At 69.2% G+C, this 22,663-nt stretch carries 19 protein-coding genes and 1 riboswitch; of the genes, 11 read left to right on the top strand and 8 right to left on the bottom strand.

Features of this window, described 5'->3' with window-relative positions:
- Positions 1–14 precede the first annotated feature (14 nt).
- From P7V53_RS17240 to P7V53_RS17255, 4 genes are read right to left on the bottom strand one after another with little or no spacing between them, the layout of a single operon-like run.
- Positions 15–914 (bottom strand): cobalamin-binding protein, encoded by a 900-nt coding sequence (locus P7V53_RS17240; protein ID WP_280150670.1) that lies wholly within the window; start codon positions 912–914, stop codon positions 15–17.
- A complete protein-coding gene (locus P7V53_RS17245) occupies positions 911–1,708 on the bottom strand; it encodes an ABC transporter ATP-binding protein (RefSeq protein WP_280150671.1) in 798 nt (265 codons plus the stop codon). The genes P7V53_RS17240 and P7V53_RS17245 overlap by 4 nt, the downstream gene beginning before the upstream one ends.
- Positions 1,705–2,691 carry an iron ABC transporter permease gene (locus P7V53_RS17250; RefSeq protein WP_280150673.1) on the bottom strand — a complete coding sequence of 329 codons (987 nt, stop codon included), beginning with the start codon at positions 2,689–2,691 and terminating at the stop codon, positions 1,705–1,707. The genes P7V53_RS17245 and P7V53_RS17250 overlap by 4 nt, the downstream gene beginning before the upstream one ends.
- 5 nt (positions 2,692–2,696) lie before the next feature.
- On the bottom strand, positions 2,697–4,547 hold the full coding sequence (locus P7V53_RS17255) for a TonB-dependent receptor (RefSeq protein ID WP_280150675.1): 1,851 nt from the start codon (positions 4,545–4,547) through the stop codon (positions 2,697–2,699).
- 70 nt (positions 4,548–4,617) lie between these two features.
- A riboswitch (cobalamin riboswitch) is annotated at positions 4,618–4,861 on the bottom strand.
- A 45-nt stretch (positions 4,862–4,906) separates the two neighbouring features.
- Between P7V53_RS17255 and P7V53_RS17260 the strand changes: the two genes are divergently transcribed.
- The 4 genes from P7V53_RS17260 (at position 4,907) to P7V53_RS17275 (ending at position 6,958) form a co-directional block, all read left to right on the top strand.
- On the top strand, positions 4,907–5,137 hold the full coding sequence (locus P7V53_RS17260) for a DUF904 domain-containing protein (RefSeq protein WP_280150676.1): 231 nt from the start codon (positions 4,907–4,909) through the stop codon (positions 5,135–5,137).
- Positions 5,134–5,439, top strand: coding sequence for a cell division protein ZapA (locus P7V53_RS17265; RefSeq protein WP_280150678.1), 306 nt, complete (start codon positions 5,134–5,136; stop codon positions 5,437–5,439). The genes P7V53_RS17260 and P7V53_RS17265 overlap by 4 nt, the downstream gene beginning before the upstream one ends.
- A gap of 242 nt (positions 5,440–5,681) precedes the next feature.
- The gene (locus tag P7V53_RS17270; protein ID WP_280150679.1) at positions 5,682–6,146 is read left to right on the top strand and encodes an EVE domain-containing protein; all 465 of its coding nucleotides are present in this window, start codon (positions 5,682–5,684) and stop codon (positions 6,144–6,146) included.
- Complete coding sequence (locus P7V53_RS17275; RefSeq protein ID WP_280150680.1) at positions 6,143–6,958, top strand: sulfite exporter TauE/SafE family protein; 816 nt, start codon at positions 6,143–6,145, stop codon at positions 6,956–6,958. Before P7V53_RS17270 ends, P7V53_RS17275 begins: the two co-directional genes overlap by 4 nt.
- Before the next feature lie 10 nt (positions 6,959–6,968).
- On the opposite strand, the gene P7V53_RS17280 is transcribed toward P7V53_RS17275, so the two are convergent.
- Both P7V53_RS17280 and P7V53_RS17285 read right to left on the bottom strand, forming a co-directional pair.
- Entirely contained in the window at positions 6,969–8,012 is a 1,044-nt protein-coding gene (locus P7V53_RS17280) for a GGDEF domain-containing protein (protein WP_280150681.1), read from the bottom strand.
- Between the two features lie 168 nt (positions 8,013–8,180).
- Positions 8,181–9,443, bottom strand: a complete 1,263-nt coding sequence (locus P7V53_RS17285; protein WP_280150682.1) for a type IV pili methyl-accepting chemotaxis transducer N-terminal domain-containing protein — start codon at positions 9,441–9,443, stop codon at positions 8,181–8,183.
- Between the two features lie 340 nt (positions 9,444–9,783).
- Here P7V53_RS17285 and P7V53_RS17290 point away from each other — a divergent pair, with 340 nt between their 5' ends.
- On the top strand, positions 9,784–11,046 hold the full coding sequence (locus P7V53_RS17290) for an MFS transporter (RefSeq protein WP_280150683.1): 1,263 nt from the start codon (positions 9,784–9,786) through the stop codon (positions 11,044–11,046).
- 18 nt (positions 11,047–11,064) lie between these two features.
- Here P7V53_RS17290 and P7V53_RS17295 read toward each other — a convergent pair whose 3' ends face one another.
- Positions 11,065–12,798 carry a bifunctional protein-serine/threonine kinase/phosphatase gene (locus P7V53_RS17295; RefSeq protein WP_280150685.1) on the bottom strand — a complete coding sequence of 578 codons (1,734 nt, stop codon included), beginning with the start codon at positions 12,796–12,798 and terminating at the stop codon, positions 11,065–11,067.
- A 71-nt stretch (positions 12,799–12,869) separates the two neighbouring features.
- On the opposite strand from P7V53_RS17295, the gene nirB reads away from it, so the two are divergent.
- The 6 genes from nirB to P7V53_RS17325 all read left to right on the top strand — a co-directional run bounded on the left by nirB (position 12,870) and on the right by P7V53_RS17325 (position 21,464).
- Positions 12,870–15,308 (top strand): nitrite reductase large subunit NirB, encoded by a 2,439-nt coding sequence (gene nirB, locus P7V53_RS17300; RefSeq protein WP_280150686.1) that lies wholly within the window; start codon positions 12,870–12,872, stop codon positions 15,306–15,308.
- 55 nt (positions 15,309–15,363) lie between these two features.
- Positions 15,364–15,720: a nitrite reductase small subunit NirD gene (nirD, locus tag P7V53_RS17305; RefSeq protein ID WP_280150688.1), complete on the top strand. Its 357-nt coding sequence runs from the start codon at positions 15,364–15,366 to the stop codon at positions 15,718–15,720.
- Complete coding sequence (locus P7V53_RS17310; protein ID WP_280150689.1) at positions 15,717–18,500, top strand: nitrate reductase; 2,784 nt, start codon at positions 15,717–15,719, stop codon at positions 18,498–18,500. Before nirD ends, P7V53_RS17310 begins: the two co-directional genes overlap by 4 nt.
- Positions 18,501–18,573: 73 nt before the next feature.
- Entirely contained in the window at positions 18,574–19,527 is a 954-nt protein-coding gene (gene ybiB / locus P7V53_RS17315) for a DNA-binding protein YbiB (RefSeq protein WP_280150691.1), read from the top strand.
- Positions 19,524–20,291: a uroporphyrinogen-III C-methyltransferase gene (cobA, locus tag P7V53_RS17320; protein WP_280150693.1), complete on the top strand. Its 768-nt coding sequence runs from the start codon at positions 19,524–19,526 to the stop codon at positions 20,289–20,291. Before ybiB ends, cobA begins: the two co-directional genes overlap by 4 nt.
- Before the next feature lie 42 nt (positions 20,292–20,333).
- Positions 20,334–21,464 carry a sterol desaturase family protein gene (locus P7V53_RS17325; protein WP_280150694.1) on the top strand — a complete coding sequence of 377 codons (1,131 nt, stop codon included), beginning with the start codon at positions 20,334–20,336 and terminating at the stop codon, positions 21,462–21,464.
- 1 nt (position 21,465) lies between these two features.
- Here P7V53_RS17325 and P7V53_RS17330 read toward each other — a convergent pair whose 3' ends face one another.
- Positions 21,466–22,623, bottom strand: a complete 1,158-nt coding sequence (locus tag P7V53_RS17330; protein ID WP_280150695.1) for an MFS transporter — start codon at positions 22,621–22,623, stop codon at positions 21,466–21,468.
- Positions 22,624–22,663: the final 40 nt, after the last annotated feature.

The raw sequence follows: 22,663 nt of genomic DNA on the forward strand, positions 1-22,663 counted from the left end.
GGGGTCCCAAGCAACTACCGTCCGCGTTCGCGACGCACTTCGTCCAGCGCCGCGCACACGGCCCGAACGCCGTCGACGATGCGGGGCCCCTGTCGCGTGATGAGATCACCCGGCACCGAGTACATCCAGCCACGCCGCACCGCGGTGAGCCGGGGAAATGCCTGCCACGTCGCGAACGCTTGGCGCTTGGGCTCGCGCCGCCAGGCCAGGCCCTCGTCGGCCGACTCGCGTGCGGTGAGCAGAACTTCCGGATCCGCGGCCACCACCGACTCCAGCGACACCTGCGGCGCCAGCGCGGGCAGGCTCGCGAAGACGTTGCGACCTCCGCAAAGCGCAAGGATGTCGCTGGTGAGGTGCTGGCCATTGAGCGTCATCAGCGGCTGCGACCACACCTGGAAGAACACCGATACCGGCGAGGAGGCTGCGTGTCGCTCGCGCAGGGCATCGAGGTCGCGTTGCAGTGCGGTGGCTTGCTGCCGCGCCTGTCCTTCGCGACCGAGCAGCGCCCCCACCCGCGACAAGGCGCGCGGCACGTCATCGATGCGCTTGGGTTCGAGATAGAACAGCCGCAGCCCCGCCGCCTCGAGCTGGCCCAGCTCGCGACCCTGGTTGCCGTGGTGCCAGACCAGGATCAGCTCAGGCCTCAGCGACAGGATGCGCTCCACGTCGAGCCGCTGGTAGTCGCCGATGCGCGTCACCCGCTTGGCCGCCTCGGGGTAGTTGCTGGTGTCCATCGTGCCGACCAGCGTGTCGCCCGCTCCTGCGGCGTAGACGAACTCCGTCAGGTTCGGCGCGAGCGTGATGACACGCTGCGGGACGGACGGCAGGTCGACCACGCGGCCGGCGTCGTCGACATGCGTCGCCGCCCGGGCAGCCAGGGCGATGCACAGCACGATCGCCGCCAGCCACCTCATGGCACCGGCTCCTTCTGTCCGACCCAGAAGCGCGTCTGGCCGCAGACCTCGACCCGGTCGACTGCGACGTCGAACGCGCTCGACAGGAGCGCGGGTGTCATCACCTCCTCGCGGCTGCCCGCCACTGCCGCGCCGCGGCCGTCCAGCAGCACGGCGTGCGTCGCCATGTCCCATGCCAGATTGATGTCGTGCATGCTGGCCACGGCCGCGCCATCCCGCGCCGACCAGCGCATCAGAACGCCGCGCAGGAGCTGCTGGTGGGCGAGGTCCAGGTGCGAGGCCGGCTCGTCCAGCAGCACCAGGGGCGCGCCTTGCAGCAGCGCGGTCGCAACCGCCACGCGCTGGCGCTCGCCGCCGGAGAGCTCCCGCACGTCGGCCTGGCTCAGCACGGCCAGATCCAGCTCGGCGAGCACACGATCGATCTCGGCGTCGTCGTCGCCGTTGGTCCGCCACCAGGCACCGCGGCGCCGCGCGATGGCGGCCGTCTCGGCCACCGTCGCCGGGAAGGGGTCGAGCCAGAACTGCGGGCACCAGGCGCGCCAATCGGCCAGCGCCTCGGGTCGCCACTGGGCCAGCGGACATCCTTGCAGCAGCACGCGGCCCGCATCGCTGGGAAACACGCCGGCCATCGCGGCGAGCAGCGACGACTTGCCGGCGCCGTTGGGCCCCAGCACGACCCAGCGCTCACCGGCACGCACGCCAAAGCGCAGATTCTCGAACAGCAGGCGGCCGCGTTCGCGGCCGCCTGCGCGTAGCGCCAGGCCCTCCACGTCGAAGCGCAGCGCTTCGCTCATCGCGGACCACCTCTCGGGCCCCGCAGCAGAAGTGCGAGAAAGGACGGAACGCCGACCATCGCGGCGATGACGCCCACCGGCAGCTGCACGGGCGCGACGGCGGTCCGCGCCGCCGCATCGGCCAGCACGACGAAGCTGCCGCCGGCCAGGGCGCTGGCCGGCAGCAGCCACGCCGCCTGGCGGACGCCGATCAGCCGAAGAGCATGCGGAGCGACCAGCCCTACGAAGCCGACTGCGCCGGCCGCGGCCACCGCGCCGCCCGTGGCCAGCGCAGAGGCGATCAGCACCTGCCGCCGGCGCCTCACCACCGGCACGCCGAGCGTCGCCGCCCACGCATCGCCGCGCGCCAGCCAGTCGAGCTGATGGGCCCAGGGCCAGGTGGCCAGCAGCGTGACGAGCAGAGCCGCCCAGACCGCGCTCCAGTGCGTCGCGCCGTTCAGGTCGCCCAGCAGCCAGAACACCATGCCGCGCAGCTGCGCCTCCGGCGCGAAGGTGAGCAGCAGCGTGACGACGGCCGAGCCGGCCGCGCCGATCATCACGCCGATCAGCAACAGCGACACGGGCGCCTCCTGCGCGCCGGAGATGCCCGAGCGCGCCAGCACGCGCCAGGACAGCGCGAGCAGCAGTGCTGTCGCGGCGAATGCACCGATCGCGGCGCCGGCGGCAATCCCCCACTCCGCCCCCGCCGCGCCGCCGACCAGCATCGCGGACAGCGCGCCCACCGAGGCGCCGCTGGACACGCCGAGCACGTAGGGATCGGCCAACGCATTGCGGGTGAGCAGCTGCATCAGCGCGCCGGCCAGCGCCAGCGCGGCACCGGCACCGAAGCCGGCCAGCACGCGCGGGGCGCGGATCTGCCAGACGATGTCCGAGGCCGCGAAGCCGAACCCGGAGCTGCCCGCTGCCAGCCCGACCAGCACCGCCAGACCGGCTGCGGGCAGCAGGGTCCAGACCACGGCGGAGGAGCGACGTGCGGCGGGCATCGGCATCAGCGCTTGGGCGACCAGCTCACACCGACGAACACGGTGCGCGGGCGGCCGTTGTAGCCGATCGTCGGTTGATAGTGCCGGTCGAACAGATTGTCGACCACCGCGGACAGCGTCCAATCGTTGGTCAGGATCCAGTGAGCGGATGCATCGACGATGGAGTACGAGCCGAGCGTGGCCGTGGTGTCGCGCCGGTCGCCGATGGTGCGCAGGCCGGCACCGGCGTGCCAGCGCGCCTGCTGGTAGTCGGCGCGAAGCGCGACCTGCTGGCGCGTGCGGCGCAGCAGCCGCTCGTCCTTGTCGACATCCTTCGGATCCTGGAACGTCGCCTCGGCCAGCAAGGTCCACGGGCCGAGGGCATGGCGCGCCGAGAGTTCCAGCCCCTGGTTCTTCGCACGCCCGATGTTCTGCGGGACGAAGTTGGCGTCGTTGGCGATCTTGTCCCTGTAGCGCGCGCCGAACAGCGTGGCCCGCAGCAGCGTTCGCTCGTCCTGCCATTGCAAGCCAGCTTCGATGTTGCGGGCCTTCTCCGGCCGCAGGTCGGGGTTGCTGCAAGGAAAGCTGCCGCAGTCGAAGAAGAGGAAATCGAACGTGGGGGGCGTGAAGCTGGTGGACGCACTGCCGATCAGGCTCAGCCCACTGACCAGGTTGAAGCTGCCGCCGAGCAGCCATGTCGTCGCGTCGCCGAAGTCGGATGTCTTGTCGCGCCGCAGATTGGCTTGCAGAGATCCCCATTCGGCGTCGTAGTTGATGCCCGAGCGCAGCACGTCGGTATCGCGCCGCTGTCGACTGTGCAATGCGCTGTCCGTCGACTGCTCCAGCCGCTCCACTGCGGCGCGCGCCACGAGGCCCTTTGCCACCGCGCCGGCGAGCTCGACGACCCGCAGGGCGTTGCGCGTCATGTTGTGCCGCACGCCGCCGAACTGGCTGACCTCGGTGTTCGTGCGCTTGTCCCGCGAGTCGCCGACGCGCCAGCCGAGGGTCCACTCCTTGGACAGCGCGTGGCTGCCGCGCAGCGCCGCGCCGGTCTGCACCATGTGCTCCTCATGCGTATCGGTGGGCATGCCGAACTGCGGCGAGTCGTACCGGACGGTGCCATCGATCTGCCGCAGGTCCAGACCGAGGCTGTGTCCTGCCGCCAGCTGCGCATCGGCGGCCACCGTGGCGTAGCGGCGCTTGTTGCCGTCGTTGTCCGGGTTTGCGTTAACGGTGTTGCCGGCGCTGAAACCGTCGGTGCGCTCGGTGCCGGCGCCCACGCGCAAGCCCCAGGTCTGGCTGCCCGCGCCGACGCTGGCAGCCAGCGATCGGGTGTTGCGGCTGCCGATGCCGGCCGACACCTGCGGCGTGAATCCGCCGGCAGAGCCGCGCCGCGTGAAGATCTGGACCACGCCGCCGGTGGCGTTCGCGCCGTAGAGCGCGGACAGATTGCCGCGCACGACTTCCACACGCTCGATGATGTCGGCAGGGATCTGCTGGATCAGCGCCTGGCCGCTGGTCAGGTCGGTGAGCGGAACACCATCGACCAGCACCAGCGTGTCGCGTGTGTCCGCGCCGCGGATGCGCACCGATGCCAGCGTGCCGGTGCCGCCTTGCTGCTCGACCAGCCCGGTGCCCAGCAGATTGAGCACCGACACGGCGTCGCGGGCGCCGGCGCGCTCGATGTCGCCGCGCGTGAGAACGCTGGTCGCAGCGATCTCGCTGCCGAGCGAGCGGGGCGCGCCGCTGCCGGTGACGGTCACCGGTTCCAGTTCGAATGCCGGCACTTGCGCCAGCGCCGAGGAAGTCTGCGAGACAAGCGCGCAGGAGGCCGCGGCGAGACACAGCGGCCGCGCGCGGAAGACGAAGTTCTTCATGATGGGAAAGGAACGGGGGACGCCCTCGCCAGCTTCCCCGCGGGCTCGGGCCACATGGTGCAAGGCCCGACGCCGCGCACCGCCTGTTGGCCGGTATCCGGGCTGGCGGAGCGACCCTTGCGACCTTCCCAGAGACGAGTCTCCAGTGGCTTGTGCACAAGAGCGGAAGTGCGAACTCGACCGGTTCCTTCTTCGTCCGCCGTACCGTTGCGGGGGCAGCGCAGTTTCGGGACCGCAACACGGTCTCGCCTGCTTCCCGTTTAACTGTGCCGGAATGAACATCCGGCACGGGCACCAACGATCGGCATTGTAAGCACCACCTACAATGAAAACCTTCCCCGGACACGGATCAGCGCGCCATGTCGAAGATCGAAGAACTTGCCGAGCGGGTCGAGCGACTGCTGCTTCGGCATGAGGAGATCAAGCGCACGAACGCGCTGCTCGAACAGCAACTGGCCGCGGTCACCCACGAGCGAGACAGCCTGCGTTCACGGCTGAACGCGGCGCGCACGCGCATCGATGCGCTGCTCGAGAGGCTGCCCGCGGACAAGCCCCTCACCACCACGTCGGACAGCACGGACCCGCGATGAAGCAGATGGAAGTGACCATCATGGGACAGAGCTACATCCTCGGCTGCCCCGAAGGCGGCGAGCAGTCGCTGCTCGAAGCGGTGGGCAACGTCGATCGCGAGATGAGCGCCATACGCGATGCCGGAAAAGTCAAGGCTCGCGAACGCATCGCCGTGCTCGCCGCGTTGAATTTGGCCTATGCCCTCGCCGAACGTCCGCTGCCTGCGCGCGCGGGCACGGATGTGTCCAGCGGTAGCACGGACATCGATGCGCTGATCAGGCGCGTCGATCAAGCCCTTGGTGCCGACGGTCAATTGCTGTGACGACGCGCACCGCGCGCGTAGAATGAATCGGTCCGTTGCGTTCGCGTGAGTCTTATATTTCCTTGAACCGATGCTCCTGTGAGCAAGGGCTTGGAAAATGCCCGGCGGGCGTGATCGTCTCGCGTCAGATGAACCCGAAGCCCGGTTGACCTCGCCCACCTGATACCCCCTGGGTTCAGGAATGCGGCTCACGGCTCGCGACGGACACCCCGCTTTCCCCTGCTTCGATTCCAACAGCTTCGATGGCCTATTGGCTGATGAAGAGCGAGCCCGAGGAGTGCTCGATCGACGACGTCGTGCGCGCGCCTTCACAAACGGTGCCGTGGATCGGCGTGCGCGGCTGGCAGGCGCGCAACTTCATGCGCAACGACATGCGCATCGGTGACGGCGTCCTCTTCTATCACTCGTCGTGCGCGGTGCCCGGCATCTATGGCCTTGCCGAGGTGGCCAGCGAGCCGTATCCCGACGAGACGCAATTCGATCCCGCCAGTCCCTACTACGACGAGAAGTCCAAGCACGACAAGCCGCGCTGGTACCTGGTCGACGTCAAGCTCGTGCGCAAGACGCGCGTGATGCCGCTGGCCGAGATGCGCAACACCCCTTCGATCGCGAGCATGCAGGTGCTGCGCAGGGGCAACCGCCTGTCGATCACGCCGGTCACGCCGGAAGAATGGGATGAGTTGCTGAGGTTGCTGGGGACCGAATGATCCTCGGTCTCGACTGGCTGCTGATCCTCGAACTTCTCCTGCTCGGCTGCTTCACCGGTTTCCTGGCCGGGCTGCTGGGCATCGGCGGCGGCATGCTCATGGTGCCGTTCATGACGCTCATCCTGTCGGCCCACGGCGTGCCGGCGTCACTGTCGGTCAAGATGGCGATCGCGACCTCGATGGCCACCATCCTGTTCACGTCGCTGTCCAGCGTGCGTGCGCATCACAAGCGTGGCGCAGTGCGCTGGGACATCGTCAAGACGCTGGCGCCCGGCATCGTCGCCGGCGGGCTCGTCTCCGGTGCCGGCGTGTTCGCGCTTCTCAAGGGGACCACGCTGGCGCTGGTCTTCGCGCTGTTCGTCGCCTTCTCGGCCACGCAGATGCTGCGGGCCAAGAAGTCGCATGCCGGCCGCCAGATGCCGGGCCCTGCCGGCCGCTTTGCCGCGGGCGGCGTGATCGGCTTCATCTCGGGGCTGGTCGGCGCCGGCGGCGGCTTCATCTCGGTGCCTTTCATGACCTGGTGCAACGTCGCCATGCACAACGCCGTGGCGACAAGCGCCGCCTTGGGCTTTCCGATTGCGCTGGCCAATACGCTGGGCTACGTGATCGGCGGCTGGTCGGTGTCGAGCCCGCTGCCGGGCGCCCTGGGCTATCTCTGGCTGCCCGCGCTGGCGGTCATCGCCACCAGCAGCGTGCTGTTCGCGCCGCTGGGCGCCAAGGTGGCGCACGCGATGAACGTGCAGCAGTTGAAGCGGGTGTTCGCGATGATGCTTTACGCGCTGGCCGCGTACATGCTGTCCAGGGCCGTCTGACCGCAGCGCACTACATCGCGTCGAAGCGGATGCTCGCGAGCGTGACGTGATTGCCGCCGCGGCGCTGAGCCTCGGCCAGCGCCACGTCGGCGGCCTGCATCAGCTCTTCCTGCGTGTGCGCCGTGTGCGGAAAGCTGGCGACGCCCATGGACACCGTGAAGCCGAGGTCGCGGCCGTCGAGCACCACGATCTGCGTGGCGCATTGGCGCCGCAGGCCCTCCATGCGCGAATGCGCGGTCGCGAGCCCCACGCCCGACAGCAGGATCGCGAAGTGGTCCTCGTCGAGGCGGCACGACGCGTCCATCGCCCGCGTGTTGCCGCGCAGCAGCCGGCCCAGCGCCTCCAGCACGCGCGTGCGGGCCGCCTCGCCGTACGAGCGCACGGCATCGGGCAGCGGGTCAAGGGCGATGGACACCAGCGCGAACTCGCGATGCTCCCGCGAGGAGAGATCGACTTCGCGGCGAAGCTGGTCCTCGAAGTGGATGCGCTGGTACAGGCCGGTCACGTTGTCGCGCAGTGCCTGGTCCTGGGTCTCGCGGCGCAGCGCCTCGCTGGCGATCTGCTGCTGCTCCAGCTGCTGCAGCGCCTTGCCGAGCTGGGCCTCGCGCTGAAGCGTCAGGGTGGTCTCGACCCAGACGCTGCACAGGTGACGCGGCGGTCCGCCATCGGCAGTCGGCAGCGCGATGCGGGTGACGTTGAAGTCGCGCCGCTGGCGGTCGCGCTCGAGGCGATGCTCGATGGTGTGCGGAAGCGATTGCGCCAGCGCGGCCTGATCGCCGGTGCGCAGCGGCCCCGAGATCTCGGGGCCCAGCAGGTCGGCATCGGTGTGGCCCAGCAGCTCTTCGACCGAACGCCCGTACAGCGCGGCCATGCGCGGGCTGACGTGCACGTAGCGGCCGCTGGCAATGTCCTTGATCGCGAACGGCGCCTCCAGGCGCTCGACCAGGGCAAGCAGAACGGACCCGAGTGCGCCATCGGACAAGCCTTGCGCCGCAGCCAGCTCGCGCGAACGTTCGGCCAGTTCCGCAGGCGTGGACTGCATGGTCTCGGTCATCCTCGTTGTCTCTCCAGCAGCGGCTGTCGATCTTTGCCTGGGGTCCGCGCCTTTGCAAGCGCGCCGTTGCACTGCAGGACAAGACCCCCCTAAATTGATCATAGCGGCGGGCCTGTCCGGGACTGTCCACGCCCTGACGCCGAATGCCTACAAGTTCACGAGTTGGCACTAGCCCATCAGGATCTGCATGCTGTGCTCGTATCGCTCGGTGAGCTGCTCGAACACGGCGAGCAGGGACTCGCTCGCCTCGGTGAGCACCATCTGGCCGTCGGCGCTGCGCACTCGCTTGAGCGCCTGGTTCAAGGCGGTCCAGCTTCGCGCCGCGGCGTCGAGCGATTCGCGGATCTCCCGTGTCGAAAGCGGCGCGGCGTTCAGGTAGTCCAGCGCCTGCTCGAACGCCGCCTTGGTTTCGCCGGCCGCCGCTGCTGCGTCGCCGCCGGACAGCGCGGCCAGCAGCGCCTGCTTGGCCAGGCGCTGCGACAGCATGCGCTGACGGCCCGACACGTTGATCACGTGCAGGCTGGCCGTCGCTGCGTTGGACTCGAATGCGTTCACCAGCCGATCGGCCTGGAGCAGCATGACTTCGGCCTGCGCATCGGCATCTGCCGTGCGTTGCCGATCGGCCGACATCGCGAGCGCCGCCTTCAAGGTGACCCACGGGGCCGACACCGCATCGAGCAGGTCGCCGTACGTGGCCTTGGACACGCTCTTGCCGAGCGCCGCCAGGTTGGCGTCGATGCGCGAAGACGAGTCGCGCAGCAGCTCGGCCGCCCACTCGGTGCCGACGCCCAGGGCCTGCAGCGCGCGCAGCTTGACCAGCCTCTGCGACAGCATGCGCAGCTGTCCGGCGCGATTGATGGCTTCGGCGAGGCCGGCGGCGGCGATGACCTGCTGCGACACCTGACCGACACGCCGGTTGCTGTGCATCGAAGCGGCCCGCAGGACGCGAAATGCCTCGTCTTCCGACACCTGGCGCGCTCGCATCAGGATGCCCTTGGCGCGGTCGACCAGCTTGCGCTCCTCGAAGCGGTGCGACACGTCGGCCAGCTGCTCGCGCAGCGCCTGCTCGTGCAGGAAGCGGGCTGTCGCCAGATGCACCAGAGACCGCAGCCGCTGCGGCGCATAGCCGTTCACCACGTAGGCGTCCACGCCGCTGTCGAGCGCCAGCTTCATCTTGTCGACATCGGAGTCGGTGGTGAACAGCAGGACCGGCCGCGGCGCGGTGGTCCGCAGCAGCGCGAGTACGGCGAACAGCGCCGCATCCGGCGCGACGTCCTGCACGACGACGACATCGGGGCCCTGCCGCAAGGCCTCCTGCACCAAGTTGCTACGCTGCACCGCACCAATGACGTGAATCCCGACCCCTTCGAGGTTCTCTTCGAGGGTGGGCGCGACGGGCGCGGAGCCGCAGAGCACGAGGCAGGAAGTCATGTCGTCAGGCGAATTGACCGAGGAGAGAGGGCCAGGCCGCACACCTTAGCAGCGTCTTGCGCCAACGCCGTGGCACGTTGCTTGCAAAGTGCAGCGTCGGGTGTGACGCTGCACCCGCCCCCTGCCCCCGCACGGCAGGTCCTGCCCACAACGCCGTGGGCTGCTCATGTGCCTCCATTTCGGCCCCGGGCCGAGGTATTGCTGGAGACCATGATGTCCGACCACGTCCTTCCCCGTCCCGCTGCGCTTTCCTCATGTTCGTTGCCAATGGCGGCAGCGACGCCCATCTCCGCCTGAGCGCCGCCAGGACGTCAAGCCCACTTCCCAGCCCGCCTGTCGCATGCAAAGCTTCAAGACCTTCCTGCGCGCCGGACACGGACCCACCCTGTTCGCCGCCTTCCTGTACTTCGCCTTCTCCTGCTGCATCTGGGTGCTCAACGGGGCCATGGCGCCCTTCATCGGCGAGACCTTCCAGCTCTCGCCGGCGCAGAAGGGGCTGATGCTGTCCGTGCCCATCATCGCGGGCGCGCTGATGCGCTTTCCGCTCGGCGTGCTTGCCCAGTACATCGGGCGCAAGAACGCCACCCTGGTCGAGATGGCCCTGATCGCCGCCGCCATGCTGTTCGGCTTCTTCTTCGTCCACACCTTCAACGACCTGCTCGCCATGGGCGTGCTGCTCGGCATCGCCGGCGCCAGCTTCGGTGTCGCGCTGTCGCTGGGATCGGGATGGTTCCCGCCCAAGCACAAGGGCCTGGCGATGGGCCTGGTCGGCGCAGGCAACGTCGGCACCGCCGTGTCGGTGCTGGTGGCGCCCCCGCTGGCCAATTGGCTCGGCTGGCAGGCCGTCTACGGCGTCGCCGCGGCAGCGATCCTGCTGCCGATGTTCGTGATGATCGTGCTGGCCAAGGAACCGCCCGATGTGGACGCGCATGCGAACTTCCGCGCCCACATCGCCTGCCTGTTCGAGAAGGACGGCTGGGCCTTCAGCCTGATCTACGGCGTGACGTTCGGCGGCTTCATCGGCCTCACGACTTTCCTGCCTTCCTACTACTACGACCAGTTCGGCGTGAGCAAGGTGCAGGCGGGCCAGCTCACCATGCTCGCGGCCTTCATGGGCGCGGCGGTGCGCGTGGCCGGCGGCTGGATCTCCGACCGCTGGGGCGGCGTGAACACGCTGACGCTCGTGCTCAGCGTCGTCGCCGTGTGCCTGGTGCTGGTGGGCTTCTCGTCCAGCTCGCTGGCCTTGACCACGCTGCTGCTGATGCTCTGCTTTGCCGCGCTGGGCGCGGGCAACGGCGCGCTGTTCCAGCTCGTGCCGCTGCGCTGGCCCACGACCACGGCGGTGGCCGGCTCGATGATCGGCGAGATCGGCGCGCTCGGCGGCGGCCTGGTGCCCAACGCGATGGGCCTGTCCAAGCAGTACGCCGGCACCTACGCATGGGGCTTCGTGCTCTTCGCGCTGTTGTCGCTGGTGATGCTGGCGGTCATGCGCTTCATGCAGATCCGCTGGACCCGCACCTGGGCCGAGAAAGGCGGACGCGCACGCGCCCTGCCGCACGGCGAAGCGCCCCCCGCCCCCGCGGCAAAGCTCAGCCGGGTGTAGGGCGTCGCAATGCAGTGTTCACCGCGGCAGGAACAGCAGCCAGTAGACCAGCAGCAGGTTGAACAGCAGCGACATGCCCAGCGCGATCTTCCACAGCGCCGTGGGGTCGCGCGCGACCAGCGGCGTGGCGCCGGGCGCGGCCAGCGGGCGCGAGGCCCCGCGCTCGAGCGCCAGCACCAGTTCCTCCGCGGTTTCGAAGCGCAGCTTGCGGTCGAGCGCGATCGCCTTCAGGACCACGTGGTCCAGCCAGATCGGCACGTCCGGGCGCAGCCGGGAAGGCGGCTTGGGATCGCGCCGGAAGCGCCCGGTCTGGTACGGCTCGACCTCGCCGTACGGCAGTTTGCCGGTGAGCCACTCGTACAACACAGCCCCCAGCGCGTACAGGTCGCTGCCGGCATCGGCAGGCACGTGCTCCTCGGCATTCCACTGCTCGGGGTTCATGTAGCTCGGCGTTCCTGCATGCAGTGTGCGCAGCGCCTTGGGCTCGCTGCCGGACACCGCGACGCCGAGGTCGAGCACACGCCACTGGCCGTCGTCGCCGAGATGGATGTTGCCCGGCTTGATGTCGCGATGGATCACGCCGTGCCGGTGCAGGCGCCCCAGGGCGCGCGCCACGGCGAGCGCGCCGGCGACGATCTCGGGCACTTCGAAGCGCTGACGGTCCACGAGCATCTGCTCCAGGGTGCGGCCCGGATGCCAGTCGAACACGGTGTAGAAGGCGGTCGCGTCCCGCGGCTCGCGAACGCCGACGAAGGCCGCGTCGCCATGCGCACCGGATCCGGGCGCGACACGGCTGCCGAGCCAGGCCTCGTGCGCCAGCATCGCGCGTTCCTCGCGGTCGCTGGCGCGCGATTCGTGCAAGGTCTTCAGCGCGACCAGCTCCTGCGTACCGGCGACGCGCGCCTGGTACAGCCGGTGCACGCCGGTGTCGGCGACGCGAGCGGTGATGGTGTAGGCGTCGAGACGATCCCCCACCTTGAGGCGACCGGGCACCGGCAGTTGCCGGCCCTGCACCAGGCTGTCCTCCAACCGGCCGGCGGCGAGCCCGCGCACCTGCAGCACCAGCGCCGTCGCGTTGTCGTTGCCGCCTGCGGCCAGCGCAGCCGTCACCAGCGCTTCGCTCGCGGATTGCGCGTCGCCCTGGCCCGCCAGAGCCGCGAGCTTGCGCCGCTTGAGCACACCGTGCACGCCGTCGGTGGTCAGCACGAAGACATCTCCGATGTGCAGCTCGCCCTGCAGGAAGTCGATGCGCACACGATCGTCGAGTCCCACGGCGCGCGTCAGCCGGCTGCGCTGGTCCGGGTGGTCGAAGCAATGGTCCTGCGTGAGCTGCACGCACTCGCCGCCGCGCACCAGCCATGCGCGCGTGTCGCCGACGTGCGCCAGCGTGAACGCGTGGCCGCGCAGCACCAGCGCGGTGATGGTCGTCATCGCCGTGCCGCCCTCGTTGCCGACACCTTGCCGCCGCCGGTTGTGGTCGGCCAGCCAGGCGTTCTGCGCGCCGATGAGGCGGTCGAGCACGACGGTGGTGTCCCAGGTGTCGGGACAGCCGAAGTAGTCCTGCACCACGCTCATCACCGTGGTCTGCGCGGCCTCGAGTCCGCGCCCGCCGGCCGACACGCCGTCCGCGATGGCGGCGACCAACCCGCGCGCCTCATCGTGGGGCGGCGGCTGCACCGAGGCGGCGAAGTCCTCGTTGACCTCGCGCGGTCCCTTCAGGCTGAAGTGGCCGATGTCGACTTCAAAGCTCATGCCATGCACCAATGTCTGGCATTTGCCTTGCTAACCCTTCCCCCGAGACGACGCGACATGCGGAGAGAACCATGAAGAAGATGAAGTTGGTGATGGTGGGCAACGGCATGGCCGGCGTGCGCACCCTGGAAGAGCTGCTGAAGATCGCGCCCGATCTCTACGACATCACGGTCTTCGGCGCCGAGCCGCACCCCAACTACAACCGCATTCTGCTGTCGCCCGTGCTGGCCGGCGAGCAGACGCTCGACGAGATCGTGCTGAACCCGATCTCCTGGTACGAGGAGAACGGCATCCACCTGCAGCTCGGCAAGAAGGTGGTCGATGTGGATCGCAAGCGGCGCATCGTGCGCGCCGCGGACGGCACTGAGGCGGAATACGACCGGCTGCTGCTGGCGACCGGCTCCAATCCCTTCATTCTGCCGGTGCCGGGCAAGGAGCTCGACGGCGTCATCGCGTACCGCGACATCGCCGACACCAACACCATGATCGAGGCGGCAGCCCGGTACAAGCATGCGGTCGTCATCGGCGGCGGCCTGCTGGGCCTGGAGGCCGCCAACGGCCTGATGCTGCGCGGCATGCAGGTGACCGTCGTGCACATCATGCCGTGGCTGATGGAGCGCCAGCTCGACGACACCGCCGGCAAGCTCCTGCAGAAGTCGCTGGAAGACCGCGGCCTCAAGTTCATGATCGGCGCGCAGACGCAGGCGCTGATCGGCGACAAGTCCGGGCGCGTGATGGCCGTGCAGTTCAAGGACGGCACCGAGATCCCCGCCGACCTGGTCGTGATGGCCGCCGGCATCCGGCCCAACACCGAGCTCGCCGAGAAGATCGGCATCCACTGCAATCGGGGCATCGTCGTCACCGACACGATGCAGACCATCACCGACCCGCGCGTCTATTCGGTCGGCGAGTGCGCCGCGCACCGCGGCATCGCCTACGGCCTGGTCGCCCCGCTGTTCGAGCAGGGCAAGGTATGCGCCACGCACCTGGCTCAGTTCGGCATCGGCCGCTATACCGGCAGCCAGACCAGCACCAAGCTGAAGGTGACCGGCATCGACCTGTTCTCCGCCGGCAATTTCATGGGCGGCAAGGACTGCGAGGAGATCGTGATGAGCGATCCCTTCGGCGGCGTCTACAAGAAGCTGGTCATCCAGGGCGACAAGCTGGTCGGCGCCTGCCTGTATGGCGACACCGTCGACGGCTCGTGGTATTTCAAGCTCCTGCGCGAAGGTCGCAGCGTGGGCGACATCCGCGACAAGCTGATGTTCGGCGAATCGAACATCGGCGACACCGGCCACGAGGGCCACAACAAGGCCGCGGCGATGGCCGACGCCGACGAGGTGTGCGGCTGCAACGGCGTCAACAAGGGCACGATCTGCAAGGCCATCAAGGAGAAGGGCCTGTTCACGCTCGACGAGGTTCGCAAGCACACCAAGGCCAGCGCGTCGTGCGGCTCGTGCACCGGCCTGGTCGAGCAGCTGCTGATGTTCACCGCCGGCGGCGACTACTCCAAGGCGCCGACCAAGAAGGCGATGTGTGGCTGCACCGACGCGAGCCACCAGGACGTGCGCGAGGTGATCCGCGCCGAGCACTTGCTGTCGATCGACGGCGTCTACAGGCGAATGGGCTGGCGCACGCCCAACGGGTGCTCGAGCTGCCGCCCGGCGGTCAACTACTACCTGATCAGCACGTGGCCCAAGGAGGCCAAGGATGATCCGCAGTCGCGCTTCATCAACGAGCGCAGCCACGCCAACATCCAGAAGGACGGCACCTACTCCGTCATCCCGCGCATGTGGGGCGGCGAGACCACTGCCGACGAGCTGCGCCGCATTGCCGACGCCGTCGACAAGTACAAGATCCCGACCGTCAAGGTCACCGGCGGCCAGCGCATCGACCTGCTCGGCGTGAAGAAGGAAGACCTGGTCAACGTGTGGAAGGACATCGGCATGCCCTCGGGCCATGCCTACGCGAAGGCCCTGCGCACGGTGAAGACCTGCGTCGGCTCCGAGTGGTGCCGCTTCGGCACGCAGGACAGCACGCAGATGGGCAAGGACCTGGAGCGCGCGCTGTGGCGCATGTACGCGCCGCACAAGGTCAAGCTCGCGGTGTCGGGCTGCCCCCGCAACTGCGCCGAGGCGGGCATCAAGGACGTCGGCGTGATCGGCGTCGATTCGGGCTGGGAGATCTACATCGCCGGCAACGGCGGCATCAAGACCGAGGTCGCGGTGTTCCTGTGCAAGCTGAAGACGGCTGCCGAAGTGCTGGAGTACAGCGGCGCCTTCCTGCAGCTGTACCGCGAGGAAGGCTGGTACCTCGAGCGCACCGTGCACTACGTGGGACGCGTTGGGCTGGACTACGTGAAGAAGAAGATCCTCGAGGACCACGCCGGCCGCAAGGCCTTGTGGGAGCGGCTGCAGTTCTCGCTCGACGGCGAGCCCGATCCCTGGTTCGAGTTCGACAAGGCGACGGTCGACACGCGGCAGTTCGTGCCGGTGGGAGAAATGGCATGAGCCGCCGGGCCGATCCCGAGGCGAATCCCAAGGCGCGAAGCGCGGAGGCCTGCAAATGAGCAGCTGGAAATCGATCTGCCAGGTGGCAGACATCCCCGTGCTGGGGGCGCGCCGCGTCGCACGATCCTGCGGCACCGATGTCGCGATCTTCCGCAATGCCGAGGACAAGGTGTTCGCGCTGCTCGACAAGTGCCCGCACAAGGGCGGACCGCTCAGCCAGGGCATCGTGTTCGGCGAGAGCGTCGCCTGCCCGCTGCACAACTGGACCATCGGACTGGCCGACGGCTGCGCGAAGGCGCCCGATGAAGGCTGCACGACGAGGTTCACCGTGAAGGTCGAGAACGGGACCGTGCACCTCGACATCGATGAGCTGAACAGCCTGGCGCTCGACGAGGCCCCCGCCACGGCATGAACGAGACCAAGTCGACCTGCCCCTACTGCGGCGTCGGCTGCGGCGTGATCATTGAATCGGAAGGCCGCCAGATCACCGGCGTGCGCGGCGATCCGGACCATCCCGCGAACTTCGGGCGCCTGTGCACCAAGGGCAGCACGCTGCACCTGACCGCGGCGCAGCCGATCACGCTGCAGGCGCGGCTGCTGCATCCGCAGCGCCGGCCGGCGCGCGGCGACGCGCCGCAGGCGCTGAGCTGGAACGCCGCGCTCGACATCGCGGCCGACCGCTTCCATCGCATCATTCGGGACCACGGTGCCGACGCCGTCGGCTTCTACATCTCCGGCCAGCTCCTCACCGAGGACTACTACGTCTTCAACAAGCTGGCCAAGGGCCTGATCGGCACGAACAACGTCGACACCAACTCGCGCCTGTGCATGAGCAGCGCGGTTGCCGGCTACAAGCTGACGCTGGGCGCCGACGCCCCGCCCGCGTGCTACGAGGACATCGCCCACGCCAGCGTGCTGTTCATCGTCGGCTCGAACACCGCCTTCGCGCACCCCATCCTCTTTCGCCGCATCGAGGACGCCAGGCGCGCCAACCCCGCGCTGAAGATCGTCGTGGCCGACCCGCGGCGCACCGAGACGGCCGAGATCGCCGATCTGTACCTGCCGATCCTGCCGGGTACCGATGTGGCGTTGTTCAACGGCATGCTGCACGCGATGATGTGGGAGGGGCTGACCGACCGCAGCTACATCGAGCGGCACACCAGCGGCTTCGAGGTGCTGCGCGACCGGGTGCGCGACTACCCGCCGAAGGAAGTCGCGAAGCTGTGCGGCATCGGCGAAGACGCGCTCCTGCAGGCGGCACGCTGGTTCGCCGGCCTGCACAACTGTTCCGCCAAGCGCGCGCCGACCTTGTCGCTGTACTGCCAGGGTCTCAACCAGAGCAGCAGCGGCACGATGAAGAACGCCGCGCTGATCAACCTGCATCTGGCCACCGGCCAGATCGGCAAGCCGGGTGCCGGCCCGTTCTCGCTGACGGGCCAGCCCAACGCGATGGGCGGGCGCGAGGTCGGCGGGCTGGCCAACCTGCTCAGCGCGCATCGCGACCTGGCCAATCCGCAGCATCGCGCTGAAGTCGCGCGGCTGTGGGGCGTGCCCGATGTCCCCGCGCTGCCCGGCAAGACGGCTGTCGAGATGTTCCAGGCGGCCGCCGACGGCGAGATCAAGGCGCTGTGGATCGCCTGCACGAATCCGGCGCAATCGATGCCCGACCAGGCGACCGTGCGGCGCGCACTGGAGCGGGCTGAGTTCGTCGTCGTTCAGGAAGCCTTCGCCACGACGGCCACCTGCGCCTATGCCGACCTGCTGCTGCCCGCCACCACGTGGGGCGAGAAGGACGGCACGGTCACCAACAGCGAACGGCGCATCAGCCGCGTGCGTCCGGCCGTGTGGGCACCAGGCGAAGCGCGCCACGACTGGCTGATCGCCACCGAATTCGCCCACCGCCTGGAGTCCAAGCTGCGCCCCGGCGAGCCCACGCTGTTCCCGTATGCGGACGCGGAGTCGGTATGGAACGAGCATCGCGAGTCCACCCGCGGCCGCGACCTGGACATCACGGGCCTCAGCTACGGCCGGCTCGACACCGGACCGGCGCAATGGCCCTTCGGCGAGCACGCGGCCGAGGGCCGCGCGCGGCTCTACGAAGACGGCGTCTTCCCCACCGCCGACGGTCGGGCCCGCTTCGCCGACACGCCGCACGAGAAGCTTGCCGAGCCGCGCGATGCGCGCTATCCGTTCTCGCTGAACACCGGGCGCCTGCGCGATCAGTGGCACGGCATGAGCCGCACCGGGACGGTGGGCCGCCTCTTCGGCCACGTGCCCGAGCCGGCCATCGAGATGCATGCGCAGGACCTCGCGCGATTGCGGCTCGCAGAGGGCGATCTGGTGCACATCACTTCGCGACGCGGCACGCTGATCCTGCCGGTGCAGTCCAGCGCGCAGGTGGCGCCGGCGCAGGCTTTCATCGCGATGCACTGGGGCGAGGAATTCGTCTCCGGCCACACCGGCAGCGGCGGGCCGGCAACCGGCGTCAACGCGCTCACCACGGCGGCGTTCTGCCCGCGCTCCAAGCAGCCGGAGCTCAAGCACGCGGCGGTGAAGATCCTCAAGGCCGACCTGCCGTGGCGGCTGCTGGCCGTCGCCTGGCTGCCGAACGAGCAGGCGCTGCGCGCGCGGGAGCAACTGCGCGATCTCATGCGCGGATTCCCGTATGCCGCCTGCCTGCCCTTCGGACGCGAGCGCAGCGGCCTGCTGTTTCGTGCCGCGGCTTATGAAGGCGCGTCGGCGGAAACGATCGCGCGCATCGAAGGCATCCTCGGGCTGGCCGGAAGCGACGTGCTGCACTACGCCGACAAGCGCCGCGGACAGCGGCGCGCCATGCGGTTGCGCCGCGAAGGGGCCGACACACGACTCGACGCCTTCCTGCTCGCCGGCGACATCAGCGCCGAGGCCTGGATCAAGGCGCTGCTCCAAGAAGAGCTGCCGGCCCAGGCCTATGGCCGGCTGCTGCTGGTGCCGGGCGCGAAGGCGCCGGTCGCCGTGGCCGCGCGCGGCCGCCAGGTCTGCAGCTGCTTCGACGTCGGCGAGAGCGACATCGCCAGTGCGCTCGCATCGAGCAGCGGCTCGCCCGACGTGCAGCTGCAGCAGCTGCAGGACCGGCTCAAATGCGGCACGAACTGCGGCTCCTGCGTGCCGGAGCTCAAGCGCATCGTGCGCTTGCGGCTGCAGGCCGCATGAAACTCGTCAGTGGATGTGTGCGAGTCTCGATGAACGGCGCGAAACTTGCCTTCGCCGCTGACGAGGAGACGACATGAGCATTGCCCCCTACATCAAGGAAATCGGCCGCGGCAAGGAAGGCGCCCGCTCGCTGAACCAGGCGCAAGCCTATGACCTGATGAGCCAGGTGCTCGACGGCCGCGTGACCGACCTGGAGATCGGCGCCTTCGCCATCGCGATGCGGATCAAGGGAGAGTCCACCGAAGAGCTCGCCGGCTTCCTCGATGCGGTGCAGGAGCGATGCCACCCGCTGCGCCCGACGCGGCCCATGGTGGTGCTGCCCTCGTACAACGGTGCACGCAAGCTGCCCAATCTCACCGCCCTGCTCGCGCTGCTGCTGGCGCAGGACGGCGTGCCGGTGCTGGTCCACGGGCCGATGCGCGACCCGGGCCGCGTGACGACCTTCGAGGTCTTCCACGACCTGGGCCTGCCCATCGCGCACGACGCCGGCGACATCCCGCATGCGTGGAACCGGCGCGAGCCGGTGTTCATCAGCACCGAGGCGCTGTGCCCGCCGCTGGCGCGCCTGCTGGATGCGCGATGGGTCATCGGGCTGCGCAACCCCGGGCACACGGTCGCCAAGCTGATCGATCCGACGCGCGGCGGCGCTGCGCTGCGCGTGTGCAACTACACCCACCCCGAATACGGCCAGGCGCTCGCTGCCTTCCTGGCCCACACCCACGCCCACGCGCTGCTGATGCGCGGAACCGAAGGCGAGCCGGTTGCCGATCCGCGGCGGCTGCCCAAGCTGGAGGTCTACCTCCGGGGAGTCGCGCGCCCAGATCTGTCGCTCGCCGCGAAGGAAGGCGTGCTGACCGAGCTGCCGGTGCTGCCGCGCGCCTTCGACGCGGCGACCACCGCGCTGTACATCCAGTCCGTCGTCAGCGGCGAGAAGCCGGCCCCCGCACCGCTGGTGCAGCAGGCCGACTGCATCCGCCGCGCATTGGCCGCCTGGCACGCGTCGCCCGCCGAGGAGTTGTCTGCATGAGCGTTCATCCCGTCGTACACCTGGTCGGCGCCGGTCCGGGCGATCCCGAGCTGCTCACCCTGAAAGCGATCCGCGCGATCCGTGCGGCCACCGTGCTGCTGGTGGACGACCTCGTCGGCGCCGGCGTGCTGCGCTACGCACGCCGCTCGGCGCGCATCGTCAATGTCGGCAAGCGCGGCGGCTGCGCCAGCACGCCGCAGGCCTTCATCGAGAAGTTGATGGCCGCCGAGGCGCACAAGGGCGAGCGCGTGGTTCGGCTCAAGGGCGGGGATCCGTTCGTCTTCGGCCGCGGCGGCGAGGAAGCGGAGCACCTGCGGGCGCTGGGCATCGAGGTGGAGATCGTCAACGGCATCACCTCGGGCCTGGCCGCCGCCACCTCGCTGGGTGCGCCGCTGACGCACCGCGATCACGCGCACGGCGTGATGTTCGTCACCGGCCATGCGCGCGGTGAGGACGCGGCGCTGCACTGGCCGACGCTGGCCGCCGCCGCGGCGCAGGGGCTCACGCTGGTCATCTACATGGGCGTGGCGACCGTGGAGTCGCTGCAACAGGGCCTGCTCGAGGGGCTGCCGGCGACGACGCCGGTGGCGGTCGTCCAGCATGCGAGCCTGCCTTCGCAGCGGCACCTGCAGACCACGCTGGTCGACCTCGCGGCCGCGGTCCGGCGCGAAGGCCTCGGCAGCCCGGCGATCATCGTCGTCGGCGACGTGCTGCATGCCGCAAAACGCATGAACTGGGGGGTCGGCGACAGCCTCGCGGCCTGATCCGCCGGCCGATAATCCCGGGCCACGAAGGGGACCGGGACCATGCAAGACCTCCAGAAGCTCAACCAGCTCAGCGAATCGCACGGCGAACTGAAGCCGGGCCACGGACTGGTGTCCGGCGTCATCGCGCTGATCCTCGCCGCGCTCTGCTTTCTCGGGGTGCTGGCCTTCCACTTCCCCGAGTACCTCACGACGCCGCAGCTGCGCAAGTCCTACGACGTGGCGGTGATGCGCCAGCTGCTGTATTGGTCGATGGTGATCGCCGGCGGCATCGCGCTGTTCAACATCGTGTTCCGCCGCGCCCCTTGGCTCGCGTTCGCCGCCTTCGCCCTGGTCGGCCTCACGCTCGCGCTCGGCGGCCACAAGGTGCCGGTCGGCGACTTCGCCGACAACACGCCCTACATCGGCCTCGACTGGTTCATCCTGGACCTGCTCGGCTCGGCGCTCATCTTCGTCTTCATCGAGAAGCTCTTCGCGCTGCGCCGCAACCAGCCGGTGTTCCGGCCGGAGTGGCAGACCGACCTGCACCACTTCATCGTCAACCACATGGTGGTCGGCTTCGTGCTGCTGGCGACCAACCTGCTCGTGCACAAGCTGTTCGGCTGGGCCGCCAAGGAAGGCGTGCAGGCGTGGGTGCAGGGCCTGCCATTTCCGGCGGCGCTGTTCCTCATCATCCTGGTGGCCGACCTCGTGCAGTACTGGACGCACCGCGCCTACCACGAGATTCCACTGCTCTGGCGCCTGCACGCGGTGCACCACAGCGTGAAGAGCATGGACTGGCTGGCAGGATCGCGTCAGCACATCGTCGAGCTGCTGATCACCCGCACGCTGGTGCTGGCGCCCATCTTCGTGCTCGGCTTCAGCAAGGAAGTGATCGACGCGTACATCGTCGTGGTCGGCTTCCAGGCGGTGTTCAACCACGCCAACGTCAGCGTGCGGCTGGGCCCCCTGCGCTACGTGATCGTCACGCCCAACTTCCACCATTGGCACCACTCGCAGGACGACGAGGCGATCGACAAGAACTACGCGGCGCATTTCGCCTTCCTCGACCACTTCTTCGGCACCGCGGTGCAGTCGGAACGCCAGTGGCCGGACCGGTATGGCGTCGTCGGCGACTATGTGCCGAACGGGTTCTGGAAGCAGTTCAAGTTTCCGTTCGTGTGGAAGGGCTGACCTACGGCAAGGCGCGCCGAGCCGCAAGCGCCAGCACGACCGCGAACACCACCACCGACGACAGTCCCAGCGTGAGCGAACTGGCCTCGGCGATGACGCCGATCAGCGGCGGCCCGGCCATCATCCCGAGGTAACCCACCGCCGACACCGCCGCGATGCCATGCGCCGGCGTCACGTCAGGCACCCGGGCGGCCGCGCTGAACAGGACCGGCACGACGTTCGCAAAACCCAGACCGACGAGCGCGAATCCGACCAGCGCCGCCGACGGATGCGGCACCAGCAATGCCAGCGCCATCCCGGCGGCCCCCAGCGCGCCGCTCCAGCGCAACAGCGGCACCGCCGCGAGCCGGGCGCGCACCCAGTCGCCCGCGAAGCGCGCCGCTGCCATCGCGGCGCTGAAGCTGGCATAGGCGAGCGCCGCCACGCCGGTGTCGGCGCGCAGTTCCTGCTTGAGATAGAGCACGCTCCAGTCGTACATCGCGCCCTCGGCGATCAGCCCGAGCGCCGCGAGCAGGCCGATCAGCGCGAGCGGCCCGGTGGGCAGGCTCATCGGCATGCCGCCTTCCGGCGGTCCTGCCATGCGCAGCATCACCGAGCAGCCGAGCACCACGGTCGCGATGCCGACGGCGGCCGCGCCCATGAGGTGCTGCGACGGCGCGACGTGGGCCGCATGCAGCACGCCGCCGGCGGCCGCGCCGATCATGCCGCCCATGCTGAACAGCGCGTGAAAGCCGCTCATCAGCGGCCGTCCTTCGAGCCGTTCGATCTCGCTCGCTTCGGCGTTGATGGACACATCCATCAGGCTGCTGGCCATGCCGTAGACCAGCATCACGCAGAGCAGCGCCGCGTAGCTGTCGAAAGCCAAGAGCAGCGCGATGCCGGCCGAGCAGACCAGCCCGGTGGCCAGGGTCACGCTGCGCGGGCCGAATCTGCCCACGACGCGACCCGCCTGCGTCAGGGCCAGCAGCGCGCCCACACCGGCCGCCAGCATGGCGATGGCGAGCGCGCGTTCGCCGAGCGCGTAGTGCGCCTTGACGCTGGGCACATGCACGCCCCAGGTGGCGAACAGTGCGCCGGCGATGAAGAACTGCGCCCGCACGCCCCAAGCCGCGTTGGCGAGGGTGCGCGCCGACGCGGCGGAAATGATGGCGGAAGTCATGAGGGGCGGCCGGACGAAAGGCCGGATTCTAGGAACGCAG

This window comes from Piscinibacter sp. XHJ-5 (assembly GCF_029855045.1).
Lineage (GTDB): Bacteria > Pseudomonadota > Gammaproteobacteria > Burkholderiales > Burkholderiaceae_C > Albitalea.